The organism is Phosphitispora sp. TUW77, assembly GCF_048453025.1.
Taxonomy (GTDB): domain Bacteria; phylum Bacillota; class Thermincolia; order Thermincolales; family UBA2595; genus Phosphitispora.
This window is the reverse complement of sequence record NZ_CP156677.1, coordinates 921,367-933,970: the sequence shown is the minus strand read 5'-3', so window position 1 is coordinate 933,970 and position 12,604 is coordinate 921,367. Positions and strand designations below refer to the sequence as shown.

The 12,604-nt window shown below is 43.3% G+C and carries 12 protein-coding genes; 3 read left to right on the top strand and 9 right to left on the bottom strand.

Annotation, left to right across the window (positions count from 1 at the left end):
- The first annotated feature begins 26 nt into the window (after positions 1-26).
- Entirely contained in the window at positions 27-1,139 is a 1,113-nt protein-coding gene (locus tag ABFY19_RS04230; protein WP_418792531.1) for a Ger(x)C family spore germination protein, read from the top strand.
- An 11-nt stretch (positions 1,140-1,150) separates the two neighbouring features.
- Entirely contained in the window at positions 1,151-1,363 is a 213-nt protein-coding gene (locus tag ABFY19_RS04225; RefSeq protein WP_418791996.1) for a hypothetical protein, read from the top strand.
- A gap of 12 nt (positions 1,364-1,375) precedes the next feature.
- On the opposite strand, the gene ABFY19_RS04220 is transcribed toward ABFY19_RS04225, so the two are convergent.
- Positions 1,376-3,088, bottom strand: coding sequence for a ribonuclease J (locus ABFY19_RS04220; RefSeq protein ID WP_418791995.1), 1,713 nt, complete (start codon positions 3,086-3,088; stop codon positions 1,376-1,378).
- 25 nt (positions 3,089-3,113) lie between these two features.
- On the bottom strand, positions 3,114-4,025 hold the full coding sequence (locus ABFY19_RS04215; RefSeq protein ID WP_418791994.1) for a hypothetical protein: 912 nt from the start codon (positions 4,023-4,025) through the stop codon (positions 3,114-3,116).
- 290 nt (positions 4,026-4,315) lie between these two features.
- On the opposite strand from ABFY19_RS04215, the gene ABFY19_RS04210 reads away from it, so the two are divergent.
- Positions 4,316-4,960 carry a response regulator transcription factor gene (locus tag ABFY19_RS04210; RefSeq protein WP_418791993.1) on the top strand — a complete coding sequence of 215 codons (645 nt, stop codon included), beginning with the start codon at positions 4,316-4,318 and terminating at the stop codon, positions 4,958-4,960.
- On the opposite strand, the gene ABFY19_RS04205 is transcribed toward ABFY19_RS04210, so the two are convergent.
- The 7 genes from ABFY19_RS04205 to ABFY19_RS04175 all read right to left on the bottom strand — a co-directional run bounded on the left by ABFY19_RS04205 (position 4,941) and on the right by ABFY19_RS04175 (position 12,579).
- Positions 4,941-6,212 carry an SPASM domain-containing protein gene (locus tag ABFY19_RS04205; RefSeq protein ID WP_418791991.1) on the bottom strand — a complete coding sequence of 424 codons (1,272 nt, stop codon included), beginning with the start codon at positions 6,210-6,212 and terminating at the stop codon, positions 4,941-4,943. The two genes, ABFY19_RS04210 and ABFY19_RS04205, sit on opposite strands and share 20 nt — an antisense overlap.
- A gap of 24 nt (positions 6,213-6,236) precedes the next feature.
- Positions 6,237-7,742 (bottom strand): radical SAM protein, encoded by a 1,506-nt coding sequence (locus ABFY19_RS04200; protein ID WP_418791990.1) that lies wholly within the window; start codon positions 7,740-7,742, stop codon positions 6,237-6,239.
- Positions 7,743-7,812: 70 nt separating this feature from the next.
- Positions 7,813-8,109 carry a hypothetical protein gene (locus ABFY19_RS04195; RefSeq protein ID WP_418791989.1) on the bottom strand — a complete coding sequence of 99 codons (297 nt, stop codon included), beginning with the start codon at positions 8,107-8,109 and terminating at the stop codon, positions 7,813-7,815.
- Positions 8,110-8,251: 142 nt separating this feature from the next.
- Entirely contained in the window at positions 8,252-8,587 is a 336-nt protein-coding gene (locus ABFY19_RS04190; RefSeq protein WP_418791988.1) for a hypothetical protein, read from the bottom strand.
- Between the two features lie 49 nt (positions 8,588-8,636).
- Positions 8,637-9,515 (bottom strand): electron transfer flavoprotein subunit beta/FixA family protein, encoded by an 879-nt coding sequence (locus ABFY19_RS04185; protein ID WP_418791597.1) that lies wholly within the window; start codon positions 9,513-9,515, stop codon positions 8,637-8,639.
- 20 nt (positions 9,516-9,535) lie between these two features.
- Positions 9,536-11,515, bottom strand: a complete 1,980-nt coding sequence (locus ABFY19_RS04180) for a heterodisulfide reductase-related iron-sulfur binding cluster (RefSeq protein ID WP_418791596.1) — start codon at positions 11,513-11,515, stop codon at positions 9,536-9,538.
- A 65-nt stretch (positions 11,516-11,580) separates the two neighbouring features.
- Positions 11,581-12,579: an electron transfer flavoprotein subunit alpha/FixB family protein gene (locus tag ABFY19_RS04175; protein WP_418791986.1), complete on the bottom strand. Its 999-nt coding sequence runs from the start codon at positions 12,577-12,579 to the stop codon at positions 11,581-11,583.
- Positions 12,580-12,604 lie beyond the last annotated feature (25 nt).

The following is a 12,604-nucleotide window of genomic DNA, read 5'->3' as shown; positions in this document are numbered from 1 at the left end:
GCATTACTATTTTCAGCTTTATTATAATGACCCTGCTTTCGATATCATTAGCCGGGTGCTGGAATTACAGAGAAATCGACAATCTGCATATGGTATCAGGCTTTGCGGTTGACAAGAGCAAGGACGGCAAATTTTTAATAACTGCTGAAACAGTTAATATATCAACAGGCAACCAGAACTCAACATTTGCTCCCCTAATATTTTCAGCCGAGGGAGAAACAATGCTTGATGCAATCAGAAATATTATTATTGTTTCCGGAAGAAAACTATACTGGAGCCATGCCAAAGCAGTAATAATAAGCCAGGATATCGCAAGAGAAGGTATAATTCAAGTGCTTGATTTGATTACCAGGGATCCAGAGCCAAGGCTGGAGCTTATTGTAATGATTTCAAAAGAAAAAACAGCGAAGGAAATATTTCTTTTACATAATACGGAATCAAAATTGCAGGGCTTTGAAATTGATGTTTTGATGAAAACTCAAAAGAGCTTATCCAAAACGCCAACTACAAAAGTCTACCAGCTAGTAAATTCATTATCCAATAATAAAGAATCGGTAGTCCTGCCGACGATTGGTTTTGTTATGAATGCAGGTAAAAAGAATATAGGATTATCGGGAGCGGCAATATTTAAAAAAGATAAACTGGTAGGGTTCCTAGATGGAGAAGAAACCAAGTACGTTCTTTTTGTAAAGAACCAGATAAGAGGAGGAATACTCCCTCTAATAAAGTTGGGTGAAACTTCCCGCAGCATCATATCCCTTGAAATATTTAGAAATAAAACTAAGATTAAACCTGTCTATTCCAATGGCAAAATCACAATTAATGTAGATATAAAAACAAGAGCTGCTGTTGATGAGCAAGGAACTTCTGCCACCTATATTGACCCAAAAAGCTTAAGGATGCTTGAAAAAGAGGCTGGGAAATCCTTGAAAAATAATATAGAGGATACAATCCGCAAGGTCCAGAAAAAATACGGGGCTGACATATTTGGATTTGGAAACGAAATCAAAATAACAATGCCCTCCTTATGGAAAAGCATTGCTCACGATTGGGATAGCCTTTATAGGGACTTGGATGTGGAAGTAAAAGCATCTATAGATATTAGAAATACCGGACTTACTATGATCCCAATAAAATAGGAGGATAAAATATGAAGATCGCAATGTTCTCATTTGTATGTGCCTGTTATATTTTCTCAGACCTGATTCCTTTATATAATGCCAAGGAGTGGAAAACATTCTGGACCTATTTAATAATGGTAATTCTTGCTTTCTCTATATGGGTGATGATTTCAATGGAGGTTGATATACCCTCTCCTGCAATGCTTATAAGAAAAGCGGTTACAGCAATTTTCAATCTATAGATGGGCGGCTTTTTAGACTTCCATTATTATCGGCAAAATAATGGGTTTCCTTTTTGTTTCGGAATACATTACATTACTTAATGTCTTACGGACCTGTTCTTTAATTTTGGCCCATTCCCTGATATTTGTTTTGGTGCAATTTTTTACTGTAAGGTTCAGCTCATGCCTCATCTTGGCCATCAGTTCCTCTGACTCGCGGACATATATAAAGCCGCGTGACACTATGTCCGGACCTGATAATAAAGCCCCGGTGCTCTTATCAATAGTGAGCACGGCAACCACAACTCCATCTTCGGCTAAAAGCTTCCTGTCACGCAAAACGATGTTGCCGACATCACCTATTCCAAGTCCATCAACCATTATGCTGCCGGATTGGACCTTGCCCTGCATGCTGAATCTACCTTGACGAAAAACATTTCTCTCCCCAATAGCGGTGATAATAATATTTTCCACAGGAATCCCCAGTTCAAAAGCAGTTTTTTTAAACTTTATCAAATGCCTGTATTCTCCATGAAAGGGCATAGCATATTTGGGTTTAACCATATTTATCAAAGTCATAATCTCTTCCCTGGCAGCGTGTCCGGACACATGTACTGAAGCAATATCCCTGTAGACAACACGTGCACCACCTTTGAAAAGTTTGTTAATTGTCCGGTACACATACCTGGCATTACCTGGAATAGGGGTTGCCGATAAAATTACCGTATCCCCAGGTTCGAGTGAAATCTGCCTGTGACTTCCTTCGGCAATTCGCGTCAGGGCCGCCATAGGTTCCCCTTGGCTGCCTGTTGTTATGATAACTAATTGATGCGGGGCATGTTTGTTTATTTCATCAATATCAATCATAACTGAATCGGAACAGGACAAATAACCCAGTTCCCTGGCCGCCTCAACCACATTTACCATGCTCCTGCCCACTACGGCAACCTTACGGTCATGTTCCATTGCGGCATTGAGCACCTGTTGAATCCTGTGTACATTTGAAGCAAATGTTGCTATGATAATCCGTCCTTCGGCCCTCTCAAACTCCTTCGCAAATGTTTCTCCGACTACCTTTTCAGAAGGTGTAAAGCCTTCGTTTTCCACTCCGGTACTGTCACAAATTAGTACCAGTACCCCCCTTGCTCCATATGAAGCTAATTTATCCAGTTCGGTAATCTTGCCATCAATTGGTGTATGGTCCAGTTTAAAGTCTCCGGAATGCACCACAAGTCCTTCAGGGGTATCAATTGCCAGACCAATCCCGTCAGGAATACTGTGATTAACCCGGAAAAATTCAACATTAAAAACCCCTGCACTAATAATATCATCGGGATGTATTTCAATTAAGTTTGCATCTTTAGCCATACCATGTTCTGTCAGTTTCTTCTTAATCAAACCAATGGTAAGCCTGGTAGCATATATAGGTACATTAATATCTTTAAGGACATACGGCAGTGCACCTATGTGGTCTTCATGACCATGAGTAATAAAAATTCCCCTTACCCGCTCCTTATTTTCCACAAGATACCTAATGTCCTGGATAACCAAGTCTATTCCATACAATTCCTCACCCGGAAAACAAACACCCGCATCAACAACTATAATATCATCACCATATTCAAAAACCATCATGTTTTTCCCTATTTCCCCGACACCTCCGAGGGCTATAATGCTTAGATCGGTACTGCTTTTTTTAAATTCAATTCGTCTCCTGTGTCTTGAAACCAAATTATTCCACCCCATTTTATATCAGCCGCTTTATTTTAAATCAATAACTCCACACCTGAATCCTGTTATTGCCCTGATCAGCGATATATATTCTGTCATTATTATCAATAAATATCCCTACCGGCAAGCTGAAAGAAGCCTTCTTATCCGAAGCAGTTCCGAAAGCCGTAATGATGTTTCCATCTTCATCAAATACCCTAATCAAATTTGATAAAGTATCCGCAACATAAATTCTGTCTTTTGAATCAACTGCCAGTCCTTTGGCCATACTCAATGCCTGCACGGGCCCGCCGTCAAAAACCTTTTTGGTTTCTCCTGTGGGGCTCAGCAGTTTAACATTATAGTTACCCCCGTCAGCAACCCAAATAAATCCATCACCGGTTACAGCCAGGCCGTGGGGAGACCCCAGGGGAACCTGCTGTGACTTGATAGTTTTAATTAAACTGCTGTCTTTGTCAAATACCAGTATTTGCTTGCCGGCCATATCAGTTACATATACGTCACTATGTGATGTAACAAAAATCTGAGCAGGCCTGATACCCTGTTCAGGAGTAATCCACGTTTTTTTATAGTCTCCTGACCCAGAATATTCATACATAGACCCTGCACCGGGGTCAGCAACAAGAACCCGGGATCCCAGAAATCCAATTCCATAAGGATAAGAAAGAGGTTTTGAAGACCCAGTCCCGCCAATTTCGTATAAAAACTGGCCTTTTGAGGTAAACACCGCCACCCTGTGGTTGCCGCTGTCAGCAACTAAGATACGGTCTTGATTATCTGTTGCGGCATATACCGGTTCTTTGAGACCGGTTCCTCCATCTTTAGCGTTTATTTCAAATAGAAACCGGGGACCGTCCGTATTCTCACTACCGCCGTCCCTAGTATAAACAATAACTGCAAGCCCAGTGACAACTACAATTAAAATAGCGATTAATAAGTGTTTAACCTTCATGAATGTTAACCCACATCCTTAACTTCATCTACGCACTAAATATTCTAGATTAATACAAGAGTTCCTTCATTATGTTTTTGCATTTCGGTGGTCATTTCCGACCGCTTGTCTCCATATCTTTACCATTCCCGGAATTATTGTTAACTACCCAATCAGCAGATGATAGAATTAATTTGGTGATAAATTTAAAGATTATCTCCTCGCCCTGCTCTGACTGAATTCGGCAGGGCAACTATTTTTTAGCACTTTTACCGAAAGTTAATATAGATATTAACAGGAGGGAAAATTATATGGCCAAAATACGTGTTTTGTTGGTTGATGATCATCCGGTTGTGCGTCAGGGCTTACACAGATTACTTTCTAAGTACCGGGATATCCAAGTAGTTGGCGACTCCGACGGGGGACCAAAAGTAATCCAGTCAGTGGATGCCGTTCAACCAGATGTTATTCTGTTGGATATTAGACTAGCCGCCGGTCGGAGTGGTTTGGACATAGCCCTGCAGTTGAAGCGGACTCATCCAAATTGTAAAATCATTATATTAACTTCTTACGATGACGAAACTTATCTGAATCAAGCTGCACGGGCTTGTGTACATGGTTACCTGCTCAAGAGCGCATCACCTCAAATATTAGCTGATACCATCCGAGCTGTCCACAGTGGAGAACACAGGCTTTCACCTTCATTAGCAGGCAAAGCCTTTAAACAGCTTGAAGTTGCACATCAGGCTTGGGCATTAGCCGGCACTGGTTTATCAGAACAGGAATTTAGAATGCTGAAATTAATTTCCGATGGCGCCAAGGTCCAGGATATCGCTCAAACACTTTATATAAGTGAAAGTTCAGTAAAGAGAAAAACCCAGGATATAGTTGAGAAAATGGGGGCAACTAACCGAACTCAAGCAGTAGCTGAAGCTTTTAGGCGCGGTTTGCTATAAGCATTGCATTATTACCACAAATTAATGTCTTATCCTCACACTGTAAAAACAAGGCTTCACACCTGTGGCAGGCAAAGCGAAACTCGCATTTGAAGCAAGTCTCTTGTTCATTATTGCTCTGCCAGTACTGTAAATTTTTTTTCTCTGCAAATATTTCCTGAACAGTAGTTTCCCGTACATGCCCCAGTTCATGTCCCAGAAATGCGGGACAGGGATAATATTTGCCATCCCAATTAAGGGCCAGCTTGCCGTGCAGGCAAGTATGGTTTTTTTGTTTGGAAATATATCTGCCAATATCAGGCGGGGTGAGGTAATTTTCTCCATAAATAAAATCCTTAACAGGAGGGGAGTTTTTGAGAAGCCTGTCACTGTAAACGGCTTCGGGTCCAAGTTTATTTAAATTGGCGAGTACTCTGTAGGGGTCAGGGTCTTCCCCGGCAAACAAGTACACCAGTTTAAAGGGATAATCGTTTTTCTTCAGGAAAAAAATATTTTGCATAAGTTGTGCCCAATTACCTTTTTTACCGCTGATGTGGTCATGAACCGCTTCCTGGTCAGAGAAAATCTGAAAAACAGGAGTGATTTTCATTTTTGTCAGTTGTTTAATAAGCCCCTTTGCCAACGGGGTACCGGTAATAAGTTCAAACATATTATAATTTAATTTGCAAGCATTTAGAATTGTGTCCGAAAGCAATTCCTCTGTAATATGGGGGTCACCGGCATGGAAGACTATAGAATGACAGCCTAATAAAGCTGTTTCTTCCAAGGCCTTTTTTATGTAATGGAACGGCAGTATCTGTTCCCGTCCTGCCAATTCCCGCCGACACCCGAGACAGGGCTGCAGCCGGGGGGTAAACTTGCCGGGCTCGCAAAATATACAGTCCTGGCTGCATTGTGATGTCAGGTTAATATGCAGGATATTTATTTTTGGCGCCGGACGAAAAAAAGTAATATCTTCAACCGGATTAAAAGGCCGGATTTTTTCCACAAAACAAGGCTGTTCCAGAAAACAGCCTGCTCCCAGGTTATTTAATGCATCCAGAAATTTTTCTGTTTCCGGTAAAGAAAGTCCTATTTGGTTTGCAGCCTGCTCAAGTGAGTAATTTTGTTCCGTATATGCCAGTATCTGACTGCGCAGCAAATCAAGAGCAAACACCTTTTGCTGTAAAAGCAAGTATAATGCGCTACCTACAACTCCGGGAACATAAATAACTTCAGGAAATAAGCGGAAATATCTTTTTCTTTTGGTCAAATTAATCCCCTCCCACAGGATATATCAAAAATTAAGGGATAACATTTGGCTGTATCGCCGCTGATATATTTTCATTACTTCTTCATAATACCCTGGGACTTCTTCCAGGAGACTGTAAATCTCACTCAATAATTCTCCAGTCCATTGGACTTGATTTTCACAAAAAGACGGGGTAGGTTTGCAAAAGTCTTTTCCGGACCAGAAGTGTGAGAAACAGGTTTTGCACAGCTGCATAATCCTGCATCCACTGCACTGGGTCGTAATGTTTCGGTTATACATATTAATTAGTTCAGCAATAACTTTATAGTTAAGTCCGGTTTCCACTGTACCGATATTGGCCAGTCCCGGCACCCTTTCACATGGCTGAAGCCTTCCATCCGGGAGCACACAAATTTTTTCTCCGGGCAGACAAGTACCGGTTCCTGGTATTTCAGGCCTGCCGGGTAAACCCAAAATTTTTCGCATTAAGTGTAACCGGTATGGTGACAAAATAAAAAAATTTATCAATGGGTCATTATCATCATCTGTTAAAGGTGCATACAGATTTTTCCTGATTGTTGCCACACTTTCAAAAAACGCATTTCTTTCCTGTTGGGAAAATTGTTTATAATAATCGGTAAAATGTGAACCGACAGGATTAAACATAAATAAAGACTTTTTGAACTCCTGATGGCTTTTAAAAAACTGCCATAACTCACTAATATCGCTTCGCCAGTCATACGTAACCAGGAAACCCAATAGCGGATAGTCAGAGTGCCTTTGCCAAAAACGTTTAATATTGGCGAATACGTCAGAGAAACTGCCCTTGCCTCCGGGAGTGGTACGATTGCGGTCATGCTGCTGCTCAGGGCCGTCGAGGCTCACCCAGACGGCAAAATTATTAGCAACAAAGAAATCTGTCACCTTATCATCCAATAAAAGGCCATTGGTACTGATGGTGAACAGTACATTGGCAACTTTTTTTTCACGGATATACCGGACTACTTCTTCTATCAAAGGGAATTGCAGCAAAGGTTCCCCGCCGTAAAAAGTTATAACCGCGGTTCTGCAAGGATCGCTACGGCGAATCCTGGCAATGTTATCCAAGTAATAATCAACAGCCTTTTTGGCAACCTGTAGTGACATTGTTTCCGAAGGCATTGTTTCCGAATAGGGGTAAATCATAGAATTGATGCAATAACGGCACTGCAGATTACAAGTTCCTGTAACCGTCAATATAAGCTGGCGAAATCCATTCCGGGCCGTGGTCTCAGCTAAAACATCGGGATCAGGCTTAGAGGGTATTTGCGGAAATGACCCCGGGGCCCAAAAGGCTCCATATTTGTGGTGCCGTTCTTGAATAAAACGTTCCCAATATTCCAACTGTTCAGGCGGAGTTTTTTCTAATCGGTCAAGGCTGTCTGCATCTTGATTCAGAAGAGTATTTTTCAAGCCGCCTGGACATGGAAAAACCATCCCTGAACAATCATCATAGTAGTAATCCATACCACTCACACTTTGAAAATGAAGTCCCCGAAGTATTTTTTTCAAATGACATCTTCCTTTAGTTCTTATAGATTAATTTGGTTCTTTTAGATTAATAAGTAATCTGACTTTAATGCTAATAACCTTCTGCAACCCCGGTTGCAACTCCTCCTGAAGCTCCACCGGCTCCACCGGCAGCATATACGTCACCTACCGGAATTGGACCATCAGCGGCACACCCGCCGACACATCCACCTCCACAGCCGGCACTGCAGCCTCCTCCGCAAACGGCTCCACAGACCCAACTTTTTGTAACATCACCACCGATTTCTTTCAGGCCATCCACATAAGCTCTGGCAATTTTTTCTCCAAGCTGTTTTACATTTTCCATATGTTTGGCATCAGGCTGATTCATAAATTCACCTCTTTTCATTCCAACTTCCGGGGACCATGAAATGGGTGTAATACCGTAATTATACACTAATCCAAATTAATTCTTCAAGAAAAAAAGGAGTATACCCATAAGTTTTCACTGCTTACAGGAACCCCCTTGCCGAATACGAATCTATGCTTCTTCATAATCGTTGTTGGTGAAGCCCAGCAATATTTTTAGCCATTTGTCCCGCAATTTTATACCTAGTAGGGTACCCTTTTGCCTTATCAACCATATCTCCGCTGATAAGCTCATCAAGCAAATGTTTGGCTAATTCATTGGACATTCCAAAATGATCAGCTACTTCCTCCGTAGAATGAGGCATTTTGGATAGTAACCAGACAATGGCATCCTTGGCGTGTTTTTTCTGTGTATGACTAACATACTGGGGGTCCGTAACCTCTTTAGCTATTGAGCCGGTTTTAACCTTTAAGTTCAGGAACAAATATTTTAACTGAATATTTTCATATGAAGCCATTTTGTTTCATTCCTTCGGATATTTTCAACGCCGCTGCACCAAGCAGTTATCAACCAAGTAAGCGTTTCTCCTTGAGAAATTCAATAATTTCATCTGCAGCACTCTCAGGCCCGCCTGAACTTTTTTGTGCTGCCGCCTTCTTCGGTGGTCCGCCTAGACCCATCAGCATGGCCATTTTGTCCGCAGCAGATGCCCCGGTGTCCATGGCAATCTTCTTGGGCCGCGGCTTAGGCGGCGAAATACCTACCACGCTGCGCAGCTCTGAAGCATAATTAAGCAGGCTCTCATCCGTTAGGTTTATGCGTTCCACATCACGCGATATTGTCTTAGCCTTATAACTGCTGGCACGTATTGTTACATAGCGGGGCTGGCAGATTGAGGTGTCTACCGTTATCACCGCCGGCATGCTTGATTCCAGGACTTGCCGGTAACCTCGCTCCAGCTTGCGTTCTGCTTCTAACTTATTACCGTTAATAGTCAAATTTATCACATTTGTCACCTGCGGGATATCAAGCATCTCTGCCATTACGCTTCCCACTTCCGATGAGCCGTCATCCTCTGTTTTGTTGCCGCACAGTATCAAATCATAGTTGTGCTTCTTTGCAATATCACTTAACACACGCGCAACCGAGAACGAATCTAGGGTTTCTTTTTCCAGCAAAACATGTACTGCCTTATCTGCCCCTCTGGCCAGGCATTGGGCAAGTGCTGCCTCTGCTCTTGCCGAACCTATGGTCACTGCTGTTACAGTACCGCTGCCTGCTTCATCACGCAATCGAATGGCTTCATCCAATGCGCAACGATCGGCAGGATTGAGTGTATATACCGGCCAGGGTTCTTTCTGCGCTACTCCGGATTCGTTTACTGCTAATGATAACCGTGTATCAAGCACCTGCTTCACACATACCATTATGTTCAATGGACTCATATCCTACACCTCCGTTCCTATCATAAGGCCTCGCTTACTACCTCAGCAATGTCCTTCACGCGCACCCGCGGACCGTCAGGATTAAATTTGGCTGCATCATCCATCATTGTCTTACAGAATGGACAAGCTGTTGCTATCACCTCTGCTGAATTCTCTTCTACTTCTTGAAAACGAACCCGGTTGATCCGTGTGCCGGCTGCTGACTCCAGGTACATCTGCCCGCCGCCGCCGCCACAGCATACCGCTTTATCTCGGCAGCGCGACAATTCACGGTATTCTGCAGTCGTGCTCTGTTGTAAAATCTCTCGCGGCGCGTCATATGTATCGTTATAACGGCCCAGGTAACAGGGGTCATGATATGTCAATATCTGGTCTGTTGGTCTAGTCAGTTCTATACGGTTGTTCTTCAGCAAATCTGAAATAAACTCGGTATGATGTATTACTTCGAAATCTGCGCCAAACTGCGGGTATTCATTCTTGAGGGTGTTATAGCAATGCGGACAGCAGGTCAAAACTTTCTTTACACCCAGTTTCCGCATACCTTCGATGTTTTCCCGCGCCAGCTTCTGGAAGAGGCCTTCCTCGCCTGTACGTCGCGCAGGGTCACCGCAGCATTTCTCCGCTGTACCTAAAACAGCGGCATTTATACCTGCAGCCTTTAATATTTTTATCAGTGCCTTTGTGGTGTCCTGCGCCAGTTGGTCACTTACTCCCGCACAGCCTATCCACAAGGCTACATCGGTATTTGACCCAGGCTCCATGACCGGAAGTTCATATCGCTGCATGACTGCTAAGCGTTCGGTTGGTGCCATCATCTCTGGTGAACCCAATAATGTCAAGCCTTCCAGTGCCTTGCTCAGTGACGGGGAGGCGCCTTCGCTTTCCAGTATGTACCTTCTGGCCTCCACTACCTTGTCTATGTGCTGAATATATACCGGACAGTGCTCCTGGCATGCGCGGCAGGTGGTACACGACCAGATTGCGTCTCGGCCGGCGGCATCTGCCACTGGGTTGTCAGTACATTGACCCAGTATACCGGATTTCAGGTCTAAAATCAGTTTCCGGGGCGCCAGCGGTTGGCCGCTGATGTAAGCCGGACAAAACTCTAAACAACGACCGCATTGGGTACAAGAAAATAAGTCCAGAAGCTGCTTACGTTCCATTTTGTTAAACGGACCGGCTCCTAACGCATCAGGTGTGTCTATATCAGCAGCGGATAGTTCGCCTTTTGCTCTCGTTGAACACATGAATGTATTAATTGGGCTCGCTATCAAGTGCATCATTTTGGAGTAAGGAATGTAAGCTATAAATGCCATCGCCAATAGTAAGTGGAACCACCATAAGAAATTTACTGTAGATGCAATTTGTTGTTCCGGCAACCACATAAAGAATACGGAAAACAGGTAGCCTATCGGGCTGAATATCGCCCATGGGTCGTGTGAACCCGCTATCCTTAACCCTTCTGTTAAAAAGCCCGTTATTACTATCACCAGTATCAATATTAGTGAAACGTTGTCATCCATCGTGGTTTCAAGACGCTCCGGCTTTTTTACATACCGCCGGTACATGGCCATCAAGACTCCGATAATTACTACTAATCCGGCCAAATCCATTGCTAAAGAAAATAAAAGGTAGAAATTACCCACTAGTATTTCTATACCCATTTTTTCCAATACATCATCCTGGAAGGCCGTTATAGCAGTACCAATGGTCATTACTAAAAATCCCCATAATATTAACAAGTGCATGATTCCAGGAAATTTATCCCGCAATATCCTGCGGTGACTCAACAGTTCGGCCAGCGTTGTATAAATCCGCTGTGGTACATTCCCCACACTAGGGCCGGATGTGCCCTGCCGTATTAGTTTTACCCTCCTGTAAAAACCTGCGCCAAAAATTAACGCACTTATCGCAAACACGATATATAGCAGTGTTTTGACATCACCTATCATACTTAATGGGCTTGAGATATGCCAGTAAAATTCGCGACCCGCTATCATAAAGAGTCACCCACTCCTTCCCTATGACCGATAGAGGTTATCCATCAGTATCTATATATTTTAAGCTAAACTGCTTCACCAACAATTTCTTTGATCTTACTTATCAAGATCGGGACTACTTCATGGACATCACCTACTACTCCTTTGCCTACTTGTTTTAAAATGGCAGCTCCCTTGTCCTTGTTAATCGCTACTGTGTTTTTCGCTTCCTTTAACCCCAACATGTGTTCTTTAGCACCTGAAATACCCAAGCCAATATATAATCTCGGGGTTACAGATTTTCCTGTTTGTCCAATCAACCGTTCACGACCCATCCAGCCTTCGTCCATTACCATTCGAGTGCCGCCAACAGACGCGCCCAAGACCTTGGCCAGGTCTTCTACCAGGTGCCAATTTTGGGCACTGCCCATACCGCGGCCGCCGGCTACTATCATCTCGGCTTCGGTTATGTCCAGTGTGGCCGGGTCGGCCTTACCGGTTCGCAATACCTTGGTACGCATTGCCGATTCATCAATTTTTACTGTAATAGACTCGGCTGCTGCCTGACGCGAGTCATTTGCCTTACCCACACCAATTGCGCCCGGACGTATAGTTGCTATTAACGGCTCACGTGATGTTAAAGCAACCGTAGTATATACCTTGTCCCTATGTGTTGACCTGATTGCCTCTACTTTTCCTTCTTTAGTCACCTTGACCATAGTACAATCGGAAGCCATTCCCACTCCCAAACGTGCTGCTACACGAGGGGCCAGGTCACGGCCGTTTATTGTTGAGGCCATTAATACCATAAACGGTGTTTTTTCTTTGATAAGGCCCACAAGCACTTGTGTGTAAGCATCATTCGTATAATTAGCAAGCATGGGATGTTCGATATAATATACTATATCTGCACCATGACCGGCTACTGCTTTGGTCATATCAGCCAATTCATGACCTAAAACCAAAGCTACAACATTTACCTTGAGTTGATCGGCAGCAGTTCGTGCTTCAATCAACATCTCAAATGTTGAGCTGTTTACATCTCCAAGGTCATGCTCAACCAGTACCCAAATATCATTAGCCAATAACTCCACCTCCCTTGATATTTCC